This is a genomic window from Paenibacillus sp. Soil766 (assembly GCF_001428105.1).
Taxonomy (GTDB): Bacteria; Bacillota; Bacilli; order Paenibacillales; family NBRC-103111; genus Paenibacillus_E.
This window is the reverse complement of sequence record NZ_LMSJ01000023.1, coordinates 257987-280338: the sequence shown is the minus strand read 5'-3', so window position 1 is coordinate 280338 and position 22352 is coordinate 257987. Positions and strand designations below refer to the sequence as shown.

Here is a 22352-nt window from a genome sequence, read left to right as displayed (position 1 = left end):
GGTGACAAGTATGAGAACATTCCGTGTCCTAATTGTCGATGACTCCATCGTAATGCGTAATATGATTGCCAAGCTCTTTGATCAAGATCCGCAATTTACGGTGGTGGGATTCGCGGTTAATGGTGCTAATGCCTTGGACAAAATCGTAGAACTGCAACCGGATTTGGTTACACTCGACATCGAGATGCCGGTGATGGATGGTTTAACGGCTTTGGATCAAATTATGACGTTCCATCCGGTACCGGTTATTATGCTGAGCAGCTATACGGAAGAAGGCTCGAACGCGGCGATGAAAGCGCTGGAGTACGGAGCGATGGATTTTTTTCAAAAGGAAACTCTTTTTCAGAAAACACGCAATGCCCTGACAGAAGAAGAATTTCTGTTAAGGTGCAAAACGGCCATGAGAAAAAAGTTATTCCTGCGTAATGAGACCAACATGGTCGGGAAGGAACAATCCGTCAAAAGTCATATCGAAATGCTCACCTTTCTTCTCAAAATGGAAGAGGATCTGCTTCAATTTCGAGATGAGCTTCACCAGAAGATTAGGCAGCAAAACGGATTGTTAAAGAAATTCCGAAAAGAACAGGATGAATTTATTTATTCTACATGGCAGGGTTCCTTGTTCGATCGACTTGGGATTAAAGAGACACAAGCCGTTGGTAAGGATATCCATGCCATCTTCCCCCAATACATGGCAGATCACATGGTACACTACTATGAAATGGCCTGGTCCATGGCAGAGGTTGTCGATTTCGAAACGGAATGGCATGGCTATTATTTCTTAACCGTGCTTCGACCGATCAAAAACGATGGTGTTATTCGCGAGATCATCTCACTAACCGTCGATATAACGGAGTCGCGGAGTATGGAGGAGCGAATTCGGTATTTGGTCCATCATGATCCCTTAACAGGACTTCCCAATCGACAAGTATTAACGAAATGGATTGAAGATGCTATTGTACAGCAGGAGCGCTTCGCCGTGGTATTCGTGAATCTAGACCAGTTCAAATTAGCTAATGAAACGTTAGGGCATGATATTGGTGATCGCATTCTTCAGGTCATCGCGCGGAGGTTGAAGAATAGTTTTCTGACTCAAAATCTGCATGTCTTTCGCGTTGGCAGTGATGAATTTATCGGACTCGTGAAGCATAAGTCGAAGGATGAGCTAGATGTCTATACGCAGAACTTTGTTCAATGTATCAATCAGCCGATTCGGATCCAGGAGCATGAGATTTATATTTCGCCTTCCATTGGGATAAGTCAGTTTCCAGAAGATGATCAAGATCCTGAAACACTCATTCGTTTCGCAGATATCGCAATGGATTACGCAAAGGAGCTCGGCGGAAATCAAGTTCAGTATTTCAGTCCTCATATCTATGCCAAAATCGAGAGACGGATGACGCTTGAAAAGCATTTGCGAAAAGCGTTGGAGAAGAACGAGTTTATCCTGATGTACCAACCGCAGGTCAATGTAACTGAAAATAAAATTGTCGGCTTTGAAAGCTTAATCCGTTGGGATAGCCCACAGCTAGGGCGGGTTTCACCCTTAGAATTTATTCCGATTGCGGAAGAAACGGGTCTTATTTATCCCATTGGCAAATGGGTGATTGAAAAGGCATGTGCTCAGAATAAGCACTGGCAGATGCAAGGTTTACCGAAGGTGTCCATGGCTGTGAATTTATCATCAAAGCAGTTCTACGATAGATCACTATGTGAGCAAATCGCAAATATCCTACAAGCTACAGGACTCGAGCCTCAGTACTTGGAGTTAGAGATTACAGAAAGTATGACGATGGATGTTCAAGTCGCACTTGCGACATTAAATAGCTTTAAGAATATGGGTTTGAAGATTGCTATGGATGACTTTGGGACAGGGTACAGCTCATTGAGTTACTTGAAAGAATTTCCCATTCATCATCTGAAAATCGATCAATCTTTCGTGAAAGATATATCAGTAAACCCGACACATGCAGCCATTGTGAATACGATCATCGCCTTAGCGCGCAATCTGAAGATTAATGTGATTGCAGAAGGGGTAGAGTATGAGGAAGATTTACATGTGTTGCAAGACTTTCATTGCGATACGGTACAGGGCTATTTGTTTGGCCAGCCGGTTGAGGCAAGCGATGTTCCTGAGATTTTTGCTAGGTTTGGAAGATAACCGTTGGAAAGCAGATAGTAGAATTCCCTGAGCGATGCCAAGTGGCAATCGCTTTTTTTTGTGTGATTTGGAATGCCGAAAGGGATACCACTTTTGGGCTTAGTTGCTCTCATCGTTATAGCTGAATTTGAACCATTCTTTATTCCGACGTATAATAACAGGACTTCTAGATAAAGGATGATGGAATTCATGAATAACAATGGTGGAAGAGTCTATATCCGATTTCTGGATGTTAATGACACAGAAGATTTGCTGAATCTGATGTTGCGCAACCGTCAATTATTTGAGGGAGTATGCCCTAAGCGCAATGAATCTTTTTATACAAAAGAAGTACAAGAGCTGGGCATTGAAAGCTGTCTCAAACATAGGCAAGAAGATAAACGATACGCTTTTGGCATTTTTCTGAATGAAACAGGGCAGCTCATTGGTGATATTTCGCTATTTGAGGTACAACGAGGGCCGCACCAGAAGTGTATTCTAGGTTACAGCATGGACCAGGCGCACAACGGAAAAGGGTACATGACAGAAGCGATTCATCTTATCATGAAATTTGCGTTTGAAGAAGTAGGATTACTGCGTGTAGAAGCAAGTGTCATGCCGCGTAATGTGGGATCGATGCGTGTTTTGGAAAAGGCTGGCTTCCGGCAAGAAGGGCTGGCTCGTAAGTTGTTGGAGATTAATGGGGTGCGTGAGGATCACATGATGTTCGCTATGCTGGCAGAGGACTACTTGCGATGAGTCAGTACTTATTTACAAATAAATGGAAAATATCCAGTTGATTCATAAAACAATGAAGAATCGGCGGGAATAGATGTACATTTCCATCTAATCTAGTTGAGTTCCTCAAGGTATTGCTATATAGCTGCCGCAGATCACTGATCTGCGGTTGTTTTTCTTTGCAAGAATTCAACGCTTGCGGTACTCTCGCGGGGTCAAGTGGTGGAACTCTTTGAACACTTTATTAAAATAACTCGCTGACCCGAAGCCACAAGTTAAGGCAATGTCCGTAGTGGATTTCGATGTGGCATGGAGCATGTGACCGGCATCGGCATATTGAAGCCGTAACCGTGCTTCTTGCAGTTGATCGCGGTTATGCATCATATAGTACCTTTGCATATGAACAAGAGCATACGCTCAATATAACCGAATTTGGAGCGGGCTGTATGTTCACCTTGCCAATGGATATTGACAGAGTGTAGCATAAGCCGTTTCATTGCATAGCAGGGCTACAACCTCAAAACTAACCAAATGATTATCATCTGAGGAAGTGATTATGGCTGGTTAATGAGACCTATTTTTACAATAGAAAGTTAATTTATGTAAAAATGATTATTGCCGCACCTGGTAATCACTGGATATAGTCGGATAGTATTCCTTAAGCAAAAAAATTCTCAAAGGAGGAAATTTAATGATGAAAAAGTTTAAACCTGCACATTCTCTTACTGCACTAGTAACATCCTCGCTAATTGCTGGCGTGTTGGTCATTCCTTCTGTCTTCGCAGCAAATCTACTCAGTGATAATTTTGATGATGGGAATGCAAGCGGCTGGACAACGCAGAACGGCACCTGGACGGTGGTTCAAGATAATGGTTCTTATGTGTATCGTCAAACAAGTTCGAGTGAAGGTCGCGCGTCAGCCGGAACTGCGACTTGGACGGATTACGCTGCCCAATCCAAAGTCAAAATTGATAATTGGAATGGATCCAATCGAGCGTATGTTGCGGGTCGTTATCAAGACGGAAATAATTTCTATGCGGCATCCTTGTACAACAGCAATGGCGGGAAACTTGAAATTCGTAAAAAAGTAAGCGGTTCCACAACGACGTTGGCTACGTTGGATTATCCACTTACAGTAGGAACTTGGTATACCATCAAGCTAGAACTAGCTGGATCGACAATTCGTATGTATGTGAATGGCACCTTACAACTTACAGCAACAGACTCGAGCTTAAGCGCGGGTGGCATTGGTTTAGTTGGCTATAAAGCGGCGGTAAGCTTTGATGATATTCTTGTTTCGGATATCGCTGGCTCGACGTCGACCCCAGCACCGACACAGTCGCCTACGCCTTCACCATCAACCTCTCCATCACCATCGCCATCGTCTTCACCATCACCGTCTCCTACGCCTCCTCCAACGGCGGGCGCGGTCTATGTGGATCCGAATGGCTCAGCAAGCAACCCAGGGACATTGACAAGCCCGACGACATTGAGCTCAGCGCTCACAAAGGTAGCTCCCGGCGGCGTCATTTATTTACGCGGTGGAACTTATAGCTACAACAGTCAAATTACAATTGATCGTACGAATAATGGTACTGCAAGCGCGATCAAGCAAATCATGCCCTATGGATCTGAGAAGCCAGTCTTGGATTTCTCTTCACAGAGTTACAATGTAGTAGATGTATCCCTGAATGCAAGAGGCGTACAAGTGAATGGCAGTTACTGGACGATTAAGGGGCTTGAGATTAAGGGGGCCGCTGATAATGGTGTATATGTAGCAGGCAATAACAATCGATTGGAGAATTTGGACGTTCACGACAATCGGGATACTGGGGTTCAGCTTGGTCGTTATGCTTCCACAGCAACCCGCAGTGAGTGGCCTGCAAACAATTATATTGTAAACGTGTACTCACATGACAATTTCGATCCCGATAACGGGGAAGATGCGGATGGATTTGCTGCTAAGCTGACCACGGGACCAGGCAATGTGTTTGATGGCTGTATTTCATCTTTCAACACGGATGATGGTTGGGATTTGTATACCAAATCAGATACGGGACCGATTGATCCGATCACAATTAAGAACAGCGTAGCGCATCATAATGGTCAAACGTCATCCGGGAACTCGACAAGCAACAGCGACGGGAACGGCTACAAATTAGGCGGGGAAAAAATAGCACTCAACCATATTGTGATCAATTCCGTCGCCTATCTCAATAAAAAACATGGATTTACGTTTAACAGTAATCCTGGTTCTATTACGTTGACGAATAATACATCATTTAGTAACGGTGAAGGCAATTTTACTTTTGACACCGGCACACATACATTCACGAACAATTTGTCTTACAAAGGAAATTCGAGTGACAAGACGAGCGGAACGGATGTAGCTAGCTCGAATGTTTGGTGGAAAAGCGGGAAGAGTACCAATGCTGCAGGCCTACTTGCTAGTGATGCAGATTTCGTAAGTCTATCGCCAACACTCACACGGAATGCCGATGGGTCTCCGAATTTAAGCAACTTCTTGAAGCTTGCCGCAGGCAGTGATTTGATTGGCGCAGGAACACCGAGCGGAACTAATATTGGTCGGAATTAAAATAAAAGTGAAGATAGTGACAAAGAACCGTCTAGGTAGATGACCTAGACGGTTCTTCCTGTAATAAGCAGCTCTCCATCATAAAAAAAGACATAGTGGTGTAAGTATGGACAATGACAAAGGGGAACAAGACGAGTAACATCAAGTCGAAACGTATGTTGAACAAAAGAAGGAGAGTGAGCAATGCTTCACAAATTTATGCCTGCACCTGTAAACGGAGGCTTCCAAATGGATGATTACTGGGTCTGGTGTGGATCCGCCGTTCAAGGTGAAGATGGCAAATTCCACCTGTTTGCCTCGCGGTGGCCGAAGTCACTTCCGATGCATCCAGGTTGGCTTGTCCAGTCGGAAATTGTTCGTGCGGTTGCCGAGAGGCCTGAAGGGCCTTATTCGTTTCAGGAGGTCGTTCTACCTGCACGAGGAGCCGAATATTGGGACGGTCGTAGTACACATAATCCACATATTGTTAAGCATAAAGGCAAATATTTATTGTTTTATATGGGGTCAACGCATCCGTTTCCTGATCCCATTGATGGAGATGGATATGACCTCCAAGATCCAAGATGTATTGTAGCTCGAGCTAACAAGCGCATTGGATTAGCCATATCGAACAGTGTTGCTGGACCGTGGGAGAGACGGGATGTTCCTATTGTATCAACAAGGCCAGGGAAATTTGATAGCTTCTTAACGTCCAATCCCGCACCTTGCGTAGAGGAAGACGGTTCTGTGTTATTGATTTATAAAGCTAGACAGTATGAAGGTCATGTGCATGGGAAAATGACGTTTGGCGTTGCACGTGCACCACATTACGAAGGCCCTTATCAGGTGCTAAGTGAAAATCCACTGTTTCCACCTGACGTTCATTTGGAAGACCCTTTCGTTTGGCGAACAGAGGAAGGTTATGAATTGATAGCCAAGGACATGGACGGGAATTGGTGTGGTGAAAAGTATGGCGGTGTACACGCGTCTTCCACCGATGGATTGAATTGGCGTATCCATCCAGCACTCGCCTATTCCAGAAATGTGCGTTGGGATAACGGAGTTACTCGCACTATGGGGAATTTGGAGCGACCATTTCTATTGTTTCAGGAGGGCAAGCCGACACATCTATTCGCAGCTACATCGGATGGTACCAAGGGTTTCCTGGATGCCTCACAGACTTGGAATATGGTAATTCCGATAGCCCTCGAATGAATAACAACAGGAGTTTGGATTTTGAAGATGCATTCACGATTGTGATGATGCTTATTTTCCACGATGTGTATTAAATTGGAGGAGAGTGCACGCACTCAACTTGAATGAAAGGAGTTCAAAGCTTAGAGCGGATACTTTGTTTGATTGAAAATCCAAATTAAGGGAGGATGTATTTATGGGTAAAGGTAAAAAAGTAAGTATTGTTATGCTATTAATTAGTTTGTTTCTTGCCATGATTCCGTTGGCAGGTTATGCGGCAGACACGAAATTCACGATCACGGCATCTGGGGTGACGGCAAGCAGCGATGATGGGAATGTGCCAGCCAATACGGTGGATGGGAGCTTAACGACACGTTGGTCTGCAAGCGGAGATGGGCAGTGGATAAAATATGATCTTGGCGCGGTGAAGAAGGTATCTTTCATTAAAATCGCTTTTATTAGTGGAGATACGAGAACCTCCACGTTCGATATTCAAACATCTACAGACAATATTACTTTTACGACGGTTCAGGCCAATGTGACGAGCAGCTTAAATACAAGCCTGCAGACATTTGATTTTCCTGATGTAGATCCAGCTCGTTATGTGCGGATTGTCGGTCATGGCAACTCTGCGAACTTATGGAATAGTTATACCGAGGTCGAAATTTACGGTGATTCTTCTGCAAGCGCTTCCGTTGAATCGAAGTTCTCCATCGCTGGAGCTTCTGTATCTGCAAGTGCGGATGATGGGAACGTACCTGCTAACACAGTGGATGGCAACTTAACCACCCGCTGGTCAGCAAGCGGCAACGGTCAATGGATCAAGTACGATTTAGGTTCAAACGTTAGGGTTGCCTATATCAAAATAGCCTTTATAAGCGGGGATACAAGAACCTCCACGTTCGATATTCAAACGTCCACAGATAATGTGAATTTCTCGACGGTTCAGGCCAATGTGACGAGCAGTTTAAACACAAGCTTACAAACGTTCGACTTCACGGATGTAGCGTCAGCCCGCTATGTGCGAATTGTTGGCCACGGCAACTCCGCCAACTTATGGAACAGCTATACCGAGGTGGAAATTTATGGTGATGCTCCCGTGATACCGGGTGTTTCTGTTTCCACTTCTGCACAGCTAGCAACTGCTTTAAGCAATGCAAGTGCAGGTACGTCAATCGTGCTGGCCAATGGGACTTACTCGCAAACAGGACCTTTTGTCTTAAGCAACAAAAATGGTACAGCGAGCAACCCAATCACGATCAAAGCAGCTAATTCAGGTCAAGCGATCATTTCTGGCGGTGCCTCTCTTCACATTCAAAATTCGTCTAATGTCGTTATCGAGGGCTTGAAATTCACAAACTTAGGAAATACAGCCTTACTTTTAGATAGTTCCAATAACATTCGAGTAACTCGAAATCGATTCGCACTACAAGCAACAGGAGGAACTCTCATCTGGCTGCAGGTTAGTGGCGTCAATAGTCATCACAATCGAATAGACCATAATGACTTTGGTCCGAAGAGCGATACGGATCCGCTTATTGCCTATCAAGGTGACGGGAACGGTAACATTTCTCAGTATGACGTTATTGAATATAATTATTTTCATGATGTGGGTCCATGGGTCGCGAATGGCAAAGAAACGATTCGTCTTGGCTTATCCGGAATCTCCTTGTCCAATGGGTATAACACCATCCAGTACAATCTATTCGAGAACTGTGATGGCGAACCGGAAATCGTTTCTGTGAAAAGCAGCAACAACACGGTTCGTTATAATACCTTCAAAACTTCCAAGGGTGGGCTCACCTCCAGACATGGGCATAACAACTCTTTTTACGGCAATTATTTCATTGGTGATGGTGTAGAATCAGAACAAGCGGGTATTCGCATTTATGGAAATGATCATAAGATTTATAACAATTACATGGAAAATCTAACCGCTAACGCGATCATTCTTGATAATGCTGATTATGATGGTGGTACAGGTGGTTATCCTTCCAATCCATCAGCGGATGACTTGAGAGAGCAATGGAAAATATACCGAGCACAAGTCGTCAACAATACAATTGTGAACAGCACGACGGGGATCATCGTTGGTTCTGGTAAACCCTTAGCTCCACAGGACAGCAGGGTAGCTAATAATATCGTAAAAAATTCTACGGGAACTCTATATTATGAAGTTGGCACCACCAACACGGTATTTGAGGGGAACATAGGAAACGGCAGCACAGTAAGCAACAACGGTTCGAGGACTACTGCTCAAATATGGGCAACAAATCCATTATTCACAACGGTAAACGGATTGCAAAAGTTGTCATCGACCAGTCCTGCAATTAACGCAGCGGTGGGAACCTATTCCTATGTGACAGAGGATATGGATGGGGAAGCACGTTCCATGACCGATATAGGTGCAGACGAACGGTCTACAAGCACTTCTTTTGGGAAACATCCACTGGCAGTAACAGAGGTTGGACCCAATGCGCCATAAGTAAGGTATAATTTGAGGCTGTCCTACTTCGGGGCAGCCTCTTTGCGTTGCTAACAATTTCACGCATTCATTGTCATTTGTATAGGGTCTTGAATACCATGTTACAGATGCCTAAGCCTACGGGATATAAGAAGAAAGGATATGATCGTTAACAAATGAAAAGAACATATAAGGTCAATGAGATCGCACGTTCCCTTAGAAAAACGCAAGGAACTATCGTGGAATGGTCCAAACAATTTGCTGTATTTCTTCCGACCACCACTGTTGCAGGAAGCTTAAGATATACAGAAGAGGCTGTCGAAGTTTTTCGAATGATTTCAAAATTGAAAGATGCCAATAAATCACTTAAGTTTATTCATGAACATTTGCAAGAAATGTACCAGAAAGGAATTCATACGCCTAGTGGTGAAGAGACGCTTGACACTCCTTCACCTGCGACTCTTCTGGAATTGAACGTACCACTTGTAGAAAACAAGGCTAACTCGCCTGCAAGTAATGAAATTTTAGAATTACGTAACCTGGTACAATTATTATCGCAAAAAATAGAAGCAAATAAAACGCCGAGGCGTATCAACGAACAAGTAGATGATGGTCAAATGGTTGGTATATCTGCAATTTCCAGTGGTAGACAAGTAGCGCCAACTAAAAGCTATGTCAACGTTCTGTTCGATGAGCTTACGAATGAAGTCACGGAACTTCGCAATATTGTTCTTACTTTTATGGAAAAGATGATTGAAGTTACGAAGGATGCCAATCAGGATGAACGTATTAATGAACGTATTACAAAAATAGCTGAATCATTAAATCTTCAATTTAATGGCGTTTCCGAGGAAGTTGCCGAGCTGCGTAGTATCCTCAAGATTTTTACTTGCAAGGTAGCTGAGGTCATTGAACAAGACGACAGCAACGAAGTTGCCGCTAACGTTGATGTACTCAACATTCAATATAAAAGTGTTTCAGAGCAGGTTAATGAACTACAGCATGTGCTCTATACCGTTCAGCCTAAGCTGATCGAAACACTGGAGCACGATCTCAAAGGTGAAATACTTGCAGGGACACAGAAGCTGCAGGAGCAGCAACTTGAAAGTTTCACGAAGTTAGAAGATGAGCTCCAGGAACTCAATGTGAGTCAGCCCAAGATGGTGGAAGCTCTAGAGCAAAAACTCAAAGGTGAAATGTTGGCTGCGACAAATGAGTTACAGAAGCAGTTTTATGAAAGCGTCTCGACGTTGGAGCAAGAACTCCATGAGTTCTACATGGTTCAGCCAAAGCTAAGAGAACTGTTGGAGCATAATCTTAGAGGTGAAATGCTTGCTGCGACAAATAACGTACAGAAGCAGTTTCATGAAAGTGTCTCGGCGTTGGAACAATCACTCCAAGAGCACCGTACTGTTCAATCCGAGTTGACTGAAGCTCTGGAGCACAATCTCAAGGGTGAAATGCAAGCAGCGACAAGTGAGTTACAGAAGGAACTTCAAGAAAGTGTCTCCAAGTTGGAACAGGAGCTCCAGGAGCTCAATACGATTCAGCCTAATTTGACAGAAGCACTGGAGCACAATCTCAGGGGTGAAATGCAGGCAACTACAAGTGAGTTAAAGAATCAACTTCAAGATAGTATCGTGAAGATGGAGCAAGAACTCGATACCATTCAACCCAAGATTACAGACGTTTTGGAGCAAAATCTAAGGAATGAAATGCATGCAGTGACCTATGAATTGCGAAAGCAGCATAAGGAAAGTATTACAGAATTAGAGCAGGAAATGCGTAATAATTATGCTATCAATGCTCAAAAATTAAATGAGCTTATAGATGAAGCAGTTACCAATCAAGTTGTTTCAAACGAAGAATCACTTAACGATCGATTTGACAATATTTCGATACAGATAGCTTCCCAACAACGATTGCTTGATAAGCTTGCCAAATTTTTAGGTATTTAAATAATGAAGGCACCCATAACGTCACACGAACAGTGTGGCGTTTTTTCACGTTTTTTTTACGTGAAAATGCCAACTAAAATTAACTATTTATCCAGCATCACTTCCGTGAGAAGCTTACGCTCCATGAGGTTGCCGCGAGGGTGAATCTTTCGCCGAATTATTTCAGTGAGCAATTCCGCAAAGAAACCGGCATTACGTTTCAAAGCTATATGTTGGAGATACGTTTGGATTATGCACGATCCTTGTTCAAGGTTTGTGAATGCCTGGCATCACCTAGCTCTGCGGTGTAAGTAGTGGTAAAATGGTTGCGTGCGCGGAATTTAAGGTTGATGGAGGATCTACTTGTGCAAGTGACCATTGGTAAAATAAGTGAAATCAATCGGTATCCCGTTAAGTCATTCGCAGGAGAGCAATTGACATCGTGCGAGATTGAAGACTATGGGATGTTAGGGGATCGGTTTGTGTCCTTCTATGATGAATCCAAATCGGGCTGGTGGCGGTATGTGACTGCACGCAATATCCCTAATATGTTAACCTATCAAGCAAGGTATCACGATGGAGATATCCAAATAACAGCAGGGGATGGGCGAGTATTCGGCTGGGACGATGCACTTTTGCAGGAGATACAAAGTCAAACAAAGACTACCCTTACAATGTCGCGATTAAAGGCGCCGCATCCAGAGCATCCACAACTGTTTTCCGTTGATGGTGCCAGCATTCTTCTTATCACAGATGCTAGCTTAAGAAAACTTGAGAGTCTGCATGGCAAGGACTTGGATCAACGTCGGTTCCGTGGCAATTTCGTAATTGCGTTAGATGACCATGCCTGCTCCGAAGGAGAATGGATAGGTCGACAGATTGCTATAGGCGAAGTACAATTGCAAGTAGACAGCTTCTGTGATCGATGTATGATGATTACGATAGATCCAGATACGCTGGATAAGGATCCTTCGGTACTCAAACAAGTAAACGAAGGCTTCGATCTGCGGTTTGGTGTCTATGCTTCTGTCGTGAAAACAGGTCAAATTCGACTTGGCGATACGGTCAAGTTACTGTAATTCAGCAGCGGTTGGAACGGTTATGGACAGTCGAGTTTAAGTGAGGTATACACATGGAAAGAAAATATTGGGTCCCAGCACTGGAAAGAGCACAAGATGTTCTCCAGTTAGTAGCGGATCAGCCTTCGCAGCTTAGGTTGATGGATTTGAGCGGTGCAACAGGGATTAATAAGAGCACGATGTTTTCGCTTTTACATACGATGGAGACGTTGAATTGGGTCATTAGGGAAAAAGGGGATACCTATGTGCTCGGCTCCTTTTTCGGTGTCATTGGCAACGCCTATTTCGCAGGCATGTCGCTAGTAAAGTTATTTGAGGAGAAAGTTGCTCGTTCCGTGGAGCGACTCGGTGAAACCTTTCAGTTGGCTAGATTGGAGAAAGGTGAACTCGTGTATTTGGCCAAAAAAGAGGCGCCAGCGCAAGTTCGTCTCATCTCAGAGCCTGGCATGCGTTTGCTTGCTTACGCAACGGCGATGGGTAAAGTACTGCTGTCTGCTTTGGAGGATTCACAGGTCCTCGCCTTGTACGAAGAAGGCAGCTATCAAGCGTTCACGCCGAATACCGTTCGAAGCGGGGAAGAACTGCTGGAACAGCTGCACATGATAAGAAAACAAGGCTACGCAGTGGATCAAGAAGAAATCGTGCTCGGCTTCTGCTGCTTGGCCATGCCGATTGTTGATCGTAACGGCAAGTGGATAGCGGCTGTAAGTTGCTCAATGCCTGTACATCAATGGACGTATAAACAAGAACTAGTGAAGGAAGAGATTCGTATTCTCGCACATGCGATATCGTCAACGTTACCGGTCTAGCTTCTAAGATGAGAATATAGATAAACCAGTTAACATCCGGGCATCGGGTTGTATCTGGTTTTTTTTGCGTTGACGCCAAGGATAAGGGATGCTAGACTTAGTATATAAATTTTATAAACTAAGTTTATTATAATAAACTATGAGGTGAAACCAAATGAGATTACAACATAAAGTAATCCTAATTACAGGTGCCGGATCAGGCATCGGGCGAAGCACAGCGTTACTATTTGGCCAAGAAGGAGCACATGTGATCGTCAATGATTTGGATGCGGTCAAAGGTGAGGAAACAGCATCCGAAATTCGAGCTAACGGTGGAGAAGCGCTCTTCCTGCAAGCCGATGTGACGGATCCTGATTCCGTGAAAACGATGGTCGACCGAGCAATCGAAGCGTGTGGACGAATTGATGTACTTTTTAATAATGCAGGGATTAGCGGTGTTGGTGCCTTACATGAGCTGGAACCGGAGCAATGGGATCGTGTAATTCGTGTGAATATTCGCGGCGTTTTCTTGCCGTCCAAATACGTTATTCCGCATATGATGGCAAAGCGCAACGGGTCCATTATCAACATGTCCTCCTGCATTGCGGAGATTGGGTTAGCTAGACGTGCCTCCTATGCAGCTACCAAAGGAGCTGTGCTGGCATTGACGAAATCAATGCAGGTCGATTATGCCCCATACCAAATTCGGGTGAATGCGCTGCTGCCGGGCACGATTTTAACACCTTTTGTTGAGAATTATTTGAAAACCTCTTATGATGATCCTGAGGCCGCTATTGCTGCTCTGAAAAGTAGACAACTTAGCAATGAACTTGGAACACCAGAGGATGTAGCGCAAGCTGCCTTATTCCTAGCATCTGATGAATCCAAATTCATGATGGGCTCACCTTTGTATATTGATGGTGGCGCTGTGTTCGGTAAGAATGCGTAAATAAAGAAGCACATTTCCTATTTATTGATAAGAGAGGATGTTCATTTTGAAACTAGTCACGATTAACCATCCAGGTAGCATTCATCTTGGTGTGAAGTTGGAGAACAACGTATTCGATATAACAGAGGCATTGAAAGCGTTCCCTGAGGAAGGGATTCCAACCGACATTATGTCCGTCATCGCTCATTCAGAAACAGTGATTCCTGCGCTCGAGCGTTATATTGCAAGAGTTCTTGAAGGGGCAACAGCGGAAAGTCCATACCTTTTGGATGAATCCCAAGTAAGCTATGGCCCTTGTGTCACCAATCCAGGTAAAATCATCTGCGTTGGCTTGAACTATCGCAAGCACGCTGAAGAAACGAATGCGGCAATTCCGCAATATCCTATTTTGTTCAACAAGTTTAGTAATACGATTGCTTCGCACGGTGATGATATTCCTCTTCCGAATCGTGTCACAAGTCAGGTTGATTATGAAGCAGAGCTGGTCATCGTCATCGGAAAACAAGCGAAATATGTGTCCAAAGAGCAGGCATTAAGCCATGTGTTTGGTTATTGCAATGTGAATGATTTGTCAGCGCGTGATCTACAAATGCGTACACAACAATGGCTGCTGGGGAAATCCTGTGATAAGTTCAGCCCACTTGGCCCATATTTGGTAACGGCGGATGAAGTTGGGGACCCAAATCAGTTAACAATCAGTTGCACGGTTAATGGTGAGACGAGACAGAATTCGCATACATCGGATATGATTTTCCACTGTGATGAAATCGTCAGTTATATTTCCCAGCATATGACGTTGTCGCCTGGTGATATTATTTTGACAGGAACGCCTGAAGGTGTTGTGCTTGGAAAGCCTGTAGATCAACGTGTGTATTTGAAGGATGGCGACGTGGTTACGATTGCGATTGAGAAATTAGGCTCGTTGACGAATCGCATGGTGGATGAGCAAGTATAGCTGAATTCGGTGATCGCTTGCATAATAAAAGCATACCGCTTAGTGAGAGCAAGAGACAACCTGCGGGTTGTCTTTTTTCTTTCCAACGAAAGGAAAGACTGTATGAATCAGATCCGGTTGCACACGGGGTATTTTCAATTCATTCGAGATATGGGGAAGACATTAACGCAAGAAGGCTGGATCCATCCGGACCGAAATGCAGATTTTAATGTATTTATTTTTGCCATTAAGGGTCAAATGCAAGTAGTAGAAGAAGGCAAAGAGTATTTCCAGCAGGAAGGTACGGGCTTCTTTCATTGTTGAATGCGATACCGGCGAGGAGAGAGTCCTGTCACTTTCTTAAAAAGGGAGCAGAACTGCGTATCGTTGGAGAAACCACTCTCATTTGAAACGGCGGATATGGAGAGATCTGTTTGTTTCAACAGTCGTTTGGCTAGTTCGAAGCGCTTGGACATCAAGTATTGCATAGGTGAAAGACCATATTGTTCTTTGAAAAGATGACGGAAACGATCATAGCTGTAGCCAACTAAATCTGCTAATGTTTCAACACTGATTTTCTGACTGACATTCTCATCGATGTAGTTTTTGGCATAAATGACCTTATCGACAGATGGCTCGGAGGTAGTGAATTCATCATACCGGAGGAGTTCAATAATCAATTCACCAACAAGATGATTTAGCTTAACCGTATAGAATGAGCGTTTATTCTGCATCTCAATGATCATTTTTTGCAGCAAAGCAAGAATCGCTCCTTCCGATTGGTCGATATATAAACCTTCTCGAAGTGGATATTTGCCGAGCTCCGCTTGAAATCCAACAAATAGAACTTCGCTGTCAGTCGCATGTTTCTCATCATGCAGTGTATGCGGCTTAATTAACGTGAAGGTGTCATCGTGAAAGTGGTGCGTGTACTCTCCTACTCGAGTTGAGCCACTTCCTTGCATATAATAAACCAATTCATAGCACTGGTGTCTATGCGGATGGATCATCCAATCTTGGGGCCTCGTTGTTCGAAAAAGAAAATCCAAATGTCCGTTCACTACAGCTCCTCCTACCACTTATAACTTAACATAGATAGCCGAATCGTATAAAAAATAAGCCGATCTATGATAAAAATATAGCATGAATTTAGGTAGAATATCTCTATATTCTTATTTGTTGAGTAAGTAGATGAGCCAATTCATGATATAAAATGGAGGAGTTGTCCCATGCAATATCCAGTAATTACCGAAGCGCAACGCGTTGAACGCTTGAATTCAAGAACCGGTAAGATAAGAATGGTGCTTGATACGGATACCTTTAATGAAATTGATGATCAGTTTGCTGTCGTATATGCCTTGCAATCGCCAGAAAGACTTCAAGTAGAAGCTTTCTATGCAGCACCATTCTTTAACGATCTATCGACAGGACCGAAAGATGGCATGGAGAAGAGTTATCACGAGTTGCATAGAATCCTAAAACTGATGGAACGCACAGACATTCCTATTTATAAAGGGTCTGAGGCGTATCTGCCAGGTTCCGAAACACCGGAGGTGAGCGATGCAGCCCGCAATTTGGTGGAACGCGCAATGGCTTCATCGCCAGAGGATCCCTTATACGTAGTAGCCATCGGTGCAATAACGAACGTGGCTTCCGCTATTCTGATGGAACCACGCATTATCGAGAACATCGTTGTGGTTTGGCTAGGAGGGCATGCGCTGCACTGGCAAAGCACGCGGGAATTTAATTTGGAGCAAGATATTCCTGCAGCACGAATTATTATGAATAGCGGTGTGCCGCTCGTATTAATCCCCTGTATGGGCGTCGCCTCACATTTGAGTACAACATTATCCGAGATGAGAGATTATGTGAAGGAATCAGGTGCGATAGGTGAGTATCTCTATGAGACGTTCCGACAAGTTCATCCTGATCATTACGCCTACTCTCGTGTGATATGGGATATTTCAACGATTGCCTATCTTGTGAATGAACGAAGCACACCAAGTGTACTTCTATCAAGCCCGATCGTATCTGACGAGGCAAGATGGAGCCAAGATCAGTCACGACATCTCATTAGGTATGTTCACTATATTGATCGGGATCAAGTATTTCGAGATTTGTTCCAGAAGCTGCGCAGCTCCATCTAGGATATGATGGCTCAAGGGGAGGCAACCAAGTGAAATTAGCAGTTACTTTTCCGAAAGAACTAAAGATGATTTCCTTCATTTGGACGCCTCATACGAGGAGGGAAAGACCACATTATCATGACAGTTTAGAAATTGGCGTGTGCTTGCGGGGAAAAGGTCAATTTTATTATGCAAATAAGTGCTATGAGGCTTCCCAAGGGGATGTGTTTGTTGTTAATCATCGTGAACTTCATATCGCTGTTTCCGATCAGCGTGATCCGAGTACGTATTTATTTCTAAAATGGGATCCGCGCATACTTCTGAAGGAAAATGAGTTATTGTTGCTTCCTTTTACATATAGCTCTGTTCATTTCTGTAATCACATACCGGCGCACGAGAAGGCAGCACAGCTGCTTTCTTTGCTCATGCAGCAACTGCATCAAGAGCTGCATGAGCAGCAAGAAGGATATGAGAGCGCTGCTAAGGGATATCTTTTGCAGATTTGTGTGTCCTTGCTTCGTCATGTATCTGAAGGCAGTGATCAGAATGACCGTGGGGGTCAAGCGCAGGCTTTTACACGGATCAAAGGGATGCTAGCTTATTTAGAGCAACACTACCGGGAGCCGATTGCCCTCCAAGATTTGGCGGAACAGTATCACATCAGTTCATCTCGTATCTCACATGATTTCAAAGAAGTGACAGGTAAAAACTTCAAAGATTATGTGATGCATCTTCGAATCGAACATGCTAAGGCTAAGCTGGTTGCGACAAATGAAGCCGTGACAGAAATATGCTTTGATGCAGGTTTCCAAAGTATTCCGAGCTTTTATCGGGCATTTGCTATGCATGTTCATCTCTCACCGATTGAATATCGCAATCAATTTGCCGGATTCGCAATTTGTGATAATTAGCAGGCAGGAACTGATAAGCGTAATCGGAAGCCAGGACGTATAATCACTTATAAATATAAGTGTAAAGGATGATTCTTATGGCGGGTTGGTCGCAATTAAGAGGTTTGGTCAAAGGTGAAGTGACTCAAAGACGTGAAGAAGGTTGTAATGTCGAAGAAATCCAAGCGGAGATTCAAGCATCGCCTAAGTTAACCGACAGTCAGTTAATGGAAATCTATCAAAGGCTAATGGCTTTAAAGCCAAGTTCAGAGTTCCCTTTTCAAGAGCCGAATGGTCTAGAGGAGATCAGAGGACTACGACCAGAAGGTCCAAGGAAATTGACCTATTCGTTGACGGAAGAGCAGTGGAAGGATAAATTTTATGGGGCATGGTTAGGTCGATGTTCAGGCTGCGCATTGGGACTTCCTTTCGAGAATCCAACATATATGTCCGGTGATGAGACGTATGCAGGCTGGCAGTATGTAGAGAAGTGGTATAAAGGGGCGAATGCATGGCCAATGAACAATTATGCCCCTTTTCATTCTGAAGCTGAGAAAACACATAACATTCGTATTTTTCCATTTCATAAGCCTGCTACAAGAGAGCATATTACCTTCATGCCAACTGATGATGATATCAGGTACACCGTGCTAGGTCTCATGGCATTAGAGCAGTTCGGTTTTGACTTTGATACGTGGGATATTGGAAAGCTATGGCATCGCATATTGCCGTATCAATCTGTTTGTACAGCGGAGACAAAGGCATATTTGAATTTTGCCCAAGTGACCCATCATTATTATGATGAGAAGCCGGAAGATTGGCGAGAGAAGCTGGAGTGGGTTCGCATGCACTTGAATCCGTTCCGTGAGTGGATTGGTGCCCAAATTCGAGCGGATGGCTTTGCCTACGGGGCAGCGGGTAACCCGGAGTTGGCTGCAGAACTAGCTTGGAGAGACGCTTCTTTATCTCATGTGAAAAATGGGATTTACGGTGAAATGTTCGTGGCAGCAATGATCTCAGCGGCATTTGTTGAAGACGATATCGAACGTGTTATTCAAATTGGTTTGAGCGAGATTCCTAGCACGTCCCGACTAGCAAAAGATATTAAGATTGCCATTGAGATAGCTAAGTCTACAACGGATCAGTTAGTATTAGTTGAACGCATTTGGCATGCATTCAATCATTATCACCCTGTACACACGAATAATAATGCAGCTTTAGTTGTTGCTGCGCTCATTCATGGTGGAGGAGATTTCACCAAGGCGATGACCACGGCTGTCCTAGGAGGCTGGGATACGGACTGTAACGGGGCCACCGTGGGCTCAATTATGGGTGCAATGCTTGGCAAGGAAGGAATTCCTGCCCACTGGATCGAACCATTAAATGACACCTTGTATTCGCAAATTCCAGGATTCCATCCCATTTCGATACAAACCTGTAGTGAAAGAAGCTTTGAAGTATTTAAGAAATTAAATCGTTAGTACATTGTTGGATTAGAGAAGGAGTCTATCTTGTATGAAGAGTGTAAGAATTGCTGTTGTAGGCAGCTTGAATATGGATTTAGTCGTGTCTATGAGCCGAATGCCTAAGATTGGTGAAACTTTGCAGGGGGATGAATTGCATACGATCCCTGGTGGTAAAGGGGCCAATCAAGCCGTCGGTTGTGCGAAGCTTGGCGCACAAGTTGCCATGATCGGGGCGGTAGGCCGAGATGGCTTCGGGGATGTGCTGCTTGCCCAAATGACCGCGCATGGCATTCACACAGAAGCCATTGTTCGCAGAGAGGATTGTTCCACGGGCACAGCAACCATCTTACATACCAAGGATGACAATTGCATCGTCATTGTGTCAGGAGCTAACGGCAAAGTAACGCCCGAGCAAGTGCATCAGCATGCTCAGCTTATTCAAGAAGCAGATGCTTTGCTAGTGCAGCTCGAGATTCCTCTGCCGGCTGTGCAGGCGGCACTTGAGATTGCGCGCGGAGCTGGCGTTCGCACCGTGCTCAATCCGGCGCCAGCGGTTGAACTGCCTTCAGAGTTGCTGCAGCTCGTTGACTTTATCACACCGAATGAAACGGAATTTGAGCTGCTCAGCGGAACTGCTTACGCTAGTGAACTTGAGCTGGTGGCGGGGATGCAGCAATGGGAAACGAGGGGACCGCGGTTGCTGCTCACTCGAGGCGAGAAGGGCGTAGCTATGATGGTGGCGGGGAACCTGACCACGATTCCAGCACCACGCGTCCAAGTTGTGGATACGACGGGAGCGGGGGATGCGTGTAATGCAGCTTTCACTGTCGCACTTGCTCAAGGCAAAGAGGTGCTGGAAGCAGCAACGATTGCTGTTAAAGCAGCCTCGTTGTCGGTGACGCGCTTTGGAGCACAGGCGGGGATGCCGCTGCTTGCGGAATTAAGCTAGAACGTAAGAGGTTGGGCGCGTGAATCTCGCAGCTGGGCTTTGGGCTAGGGGAGACATAGATGAACTGACATGCATCCCAGATTGCATCCAATGAGCAGAAATCCTTACACCTTCGCCGGAAAACAGCGATAGTCCATAGTACCGAATTTAAATGAGAATTCCTTTTCAAAATGGGGGAATAGTTCGATTCTTGCGAACTATTTCCCCATTTTCTTTGTGTGAGGGGTATTTGCGGCCGATTGCATCATATAAATGCCAATTTTCCGATTTAAAGACAGAATAATGATTTGTCTTTTATTGTTGAACAGGGGTATACTTGATCATATTAATGAAGCAAAGGAGCCGTCACACATGGATATTCCGAATCGAATTGCCATTGGGATATTAGGGCCAGAGGCTCTGGTGAATAAAGTATTGAGTGTGATTGCGACGTCCTTCCCATCCTTCGAGCCTATCGCACGTGCATGTTCAGCAGAAACAGCATCAGAGATTGCCGAGAAGCTGCTCTTAGAGGTTGAAGTGCTACTAGTAACAGGACCGACACTCTATCGACGAGTAAAGGAGCATGTACTTACACACTTACCCGTTCATATGATCCCGTTGACTGACACCGGGTTATTTAGTGCGTTATATCGGTTACGCAGTAAGCCGGAGTTGAATGCGGTGGATGCGATTTTTAGCATTGATTCGTTTACATCATCTACACTAAGCAGGCACGTCAAAGAGATTGGTGAAACACCTGCTAGTTTTCTCATCTATGATGGCGTACCTTACCCGCAAGTGGAGATGGTAACGCAATTCCATGAGGATGCCTTCCGCAGGGGAGCAACGAAAGCAGCGCTAACGACAGACATTCAGGTCGCTGACGTGCTGAATAGGCTGGGGATTCCGTGTGAGTGGATTACACCGACCGATCAGAACATTACAGTGGCATTGGAACGTGCACTTCTTTCAACAGAAACACGGCGCAGTAAAGAAGCACAAATCCTAGTAGGTATGATCAACGTGGACGAATTCGGCAAAAAGCTGCAGCAGCAAAGTACAGAGCACGATATTCAGCGCTTCAAGCTGGAAGTGCATCGAAAACTGATCGACTATGTGGAGTCGTTAGATGGTTATTTAACACATCTAGGCGCGGATGAGTATTTGTTTTTTACGACCCGGGGGATTTTCGAACGCGAGACGGTTGGCTATAAATCAGTTCCACTCGCTCGGGAAGTTTGGAAATCACTAGGGCTCTCTCTTAGTATGGGCATCGGCTTCGGTCGCAGTGCGAATGAAGCAGGTACGCATGCTCGCCTTGCGCTGCGCAGATGCAAAGAAGCCGGAGGCAATACCTGCTTTATTGTGCGGGAGGACAAGACATTAATTGGCCCTCTAGAGATGGCAGACCCACTGAGCAGAGACTTGTCGATGACAGATCCTGAGCTGCTGAAGAGTGCAGAAGATGCTGGGATGACATCGACGTATTTGAGTCGTTTAATGACGACTGTGGCAAGGACGAGCAAGCTGGAATACGAAGTGCATGAGTTAGCGGGTATCCTTGGCGTAACTGTCAGAAGTACGCATCGTCTTCTGCTGCAATGGATGGATCATAACTTGATTTCGAGTGTTGGCTATGTGAAAGTGCCGAAAGGCAGGCCAAAACAAACGTTCCGACTTCACTTTCTGGAGAATTTGGCGGCTGATCCCAGCTGAGCAGAAGTGATAATGATAAACCGTTCCAGTGCTGCCTTCAGCCGCATGGAACGGTTTCATTTTGTTTAAACAACTGGCGCTGTCCCTCCCGTCCCCCCTCGAAAGGGAACTAGGATGTCCTAATCACGGATAAATAGGCGAAATCATCATCGAAGGGAACTACAGTGCCCTATTTTGCCGAAAATCCCGATAAATCAAGAAAATCAGTCATTTAGCGCATCTACGTTCCCCTCGGATTCGATTTCAGTCGACTTCATCCAAATAAGGCATCTAGGTTCCCCTTGTGCAGAATTAGTAACCATTTGATCAACGACGGTAGTGGTTCCACTTATGAGATTGCCTCTTCCTTTATCATGCGTGATGATGTGAGATATGTGATTTGCAAGAAGAGAGGGAGAGTTGTAGTTGTCGGAGTAGGAGTAGAT

At 44.6% G+C, this 22352-nt stretch carries 19 protein-coding genes and 1 pseudogene; 18 read left to right on the top strand and 2 right to left on the bottom strand.

Annotated features, from left to right (window positions below):
- Nucleotides 1-10 precede the first annotated feature (10 nt).
- A complete protein-coding gene (locus ASG89_RS18800; protein WP_057312417.1) occupies nt 11-2161 on the top strand; it encodes an EAL domain-containing protein in 2151 nt (716 codons plus the stop codon).
- A gap of 189 nt (nt 2162-2350) precedes the next feature.
- Nucleotides 2351-2899, top strand: coding sequence for a GNAT family N-acetyltransferase (locus ASG89_RS18795; RefSeq protein WP_057312415.1), 549 nt, complete (start codon nt 2351-2353; stop codon nt 2897-2899).
- 168 nt (nt 2900-3067) lie between these two features.
- Here ASG89_RS18795 and ASG89_RS35700 read toward each other — a convergent pair whose 3' ends face one another.
- Nucleotides 3068-3262: a helix-turn-helix domain-containing protein gene (locus ASG89_RS35700; protein ID WP_162259712.1), complete on the bottom strand. Its 195-nt coding sequence runs from the start codon at nt 3260-3262 to the stop codon at nt 3068-3070.
- 307 nt (nt 3263-3569) lie between these two features.
- Between ASG89_RS35700 and ASG89_RS37175 the strand changes: the two are divergent.
- The 11 genes and pseudogenes from ASG89_RS37175 to ASG89_RS18745 form a co-directional block, all read left to right on the top strand.
- Nucleotides 3570-4163, top strand: a pseudogene (locus ASG89_RS37175) (family 16 glycoside hydrolase); the annotation flags it as partial.
- Between the two features lie 3 nt (nt 4164-4166).
- A complete protein-coding gene (locus ASG89_RS37170) occupies nt 4167-5474 on the top strand; it encodes a right-handed parallel beta-helix repeat-containing protein (protein WP_414813279.1) in 1308 nt (435 codons plus the stop codon).
- A 183-nt stretch (nt 5475-5657) separates the two neighbouring features.
- On the top strand, nt 5658-6668 hold the full coding sequence (locus ASG89_RS18780) for a glycoside hydrolase family protein (protein WP_057312411.1): 1011 nt from the start codon (nt 5658-5660) through the stop codon (nt 6666-6668).
- A gap of 175 nt (nt 6669-6843) precedes the next feature.
- On the top strand, nt 6844-9132 hold the full coding sequence (locus tag ASG89_RS18775; RefSeq protein WP_157276709.1) for a chondroitinase-B domain-containing protein: 2289 nt from the start codon (nt 6844-6846) through the stop codon (nt 9130-9132).
- A gap of 155 nt (nt 9133-9287) precedes the next feature.
- Nucleotides 9288-11069, top strand: coding sequence for a MerR family transcriptional regulator (locus ASG89_RS18770; protein ID WP_057312409.1), 1782 nt, complete (start codon nt 9288-9290; stop codon nt 11067-11069).
- 89 nt (nt 11070-11158) lie between these two features.
- Nucleotides 11159-11359, top strand: a complete 201-nt coding sequence (locus tag ASG89_RS35695; RefSeq protein ID WP_082593398.1) for an AraC family transcriptional regulator — start codon at nt 11159-11161, stop codon at nt 11357-11359.
- A gap of 54 nt (nt 11360-11413) precedes the next feature.
- On the top strand, nt 11414-12127 hold the full coding sequence (locus tag ASG89_RS18765) for an MOSC domain-containing protein (RefSeq protein WP_057312408.1): 714 nt from the start codon (nt 11414-11416) through the stop codon (nt 12125-12127).
- 53 nt (nt 12128-12180) lie between these two features.
- Nucleotides 12181-12936, top strand: coding sequence for an IclR family transcriptional regulator (locus ASG89_RS18760; RefSeq protein WP_057312406.1), 756 nt, complete (start codon nt 12181-12183; stop codon nt 12934-12936).
- A gap of 154 nt (nt 12937-13090) precedes the next feature.
- A complete protein-coding gene (locus tag ASG89_RS18755; protein WP_057312404.1) occupies nt 13091-13864 on the top strand; it encodes an SDR family NAD(P)-dependent oxidoreductase in 774 nt (257 codons plus the stop codon).
- Nucleotides 13865-13910: 46 nt separating this feature from the next.
- Nucleotides 13911-14819, top strand: a complete 909-nt coding sequence (locus ASG89_RS18750) for a fumarylacetoacetate hydrolase family protein (RefSeq protein ID WP_057312402.1) — start codon at nt 13911-13913, stop codon at nt 14817-14819.
- A 102-nt stretch (nt 14820-14921) separates the two neighbouring features.
- On the top strand, nt 14922-15122 hold the full coding sequence (locus ASG89_RS18745) for a hypothetical protein (protein ID WP_057312401.1): 201 nt from the start codon (nt 14922-14924) through the stop codon (nt 15120-15122).
- Here the strand turns inward: ASG89_RS18745 and ASG89_RS18740 are convergent.
- Nucleotides 15113-15859, bottom strand: coding sequence for a helix-turn-helix domain-containing protein (locus ASG89_RS18740; protein WP_082593396.1), 747 nt, complete (start codon nt 15857-15859; stop codon nt 15113-15115). The genes ASG89_RS18745 and ASG89_RS18740 overlap by 10 nt on opposite strands.
- A 168-nt stretch (nt 15860-16027) precedes the next feature.
- Between ASG89_RS18740 and ASG89_RS18735 the strand changes: the two genes are divergently transcribed.
- The 5 genes from ASG89_RS18735 (at nt 16028) to ASG89_RS18715 (ending at nt 21927) form a co-directional block, all read left to right on the top strand.
- On the top strand, nt 16028-16945 hold the full coding sequence (locus ASG89_RS18735) for a nucleoside hydrolase (protein ID WP_057312399.1): 918 nt from the start codon (nt 16028-16030) through the stop codon (nt 16943-16945).
- A gap of 29 nt (nt 16946-16974) precedes the next feature.
- A complete protein-coding gene (locus tag ASG89_RS18730; RefSeq protein WP_057312397.1) occupies nt 16975-17835 on the top strand; it encodes an AraC family transcriptional regulator in 861 nt (286 codons plus the stop codon).
- A gap of 77 nt (nt 17836-17912) precedes the next feature.
- Entirely contained in the window at nt 17913-19295 is a 1383-nt protein-coding gene (locus tag ASG89_RS18725; RefSeq protein WP_057312395.1) for an ADP-ribosylglycohydrolase family protein, read from the top strand.
- 34 nt (nt 19296-19329) lie between these two features.
- On the top strand, nt 19330-20229 hold the full coding sequence (gene rbsK, locus ASG89_RS18720; protein WP_082593395.1) for a ribokinase: 900 nt from the start codon (nt 19330-19332) through the stop codon (nt 20227-20229).
- A gap of 351 nt (nt 20230-20580) precedes the next feature.
- Nucleotides 20581-21927, top strand: coding sequence for a hypothetical protein (locus tag ASG89_RS18715; protein WP_057312393.1), 1347 nt, complete (start codon nt 20581-20583; stop codon nt 21925-21927).
- Nucleotides 21928-22352 lie beyond the last annotated feature (425 nt).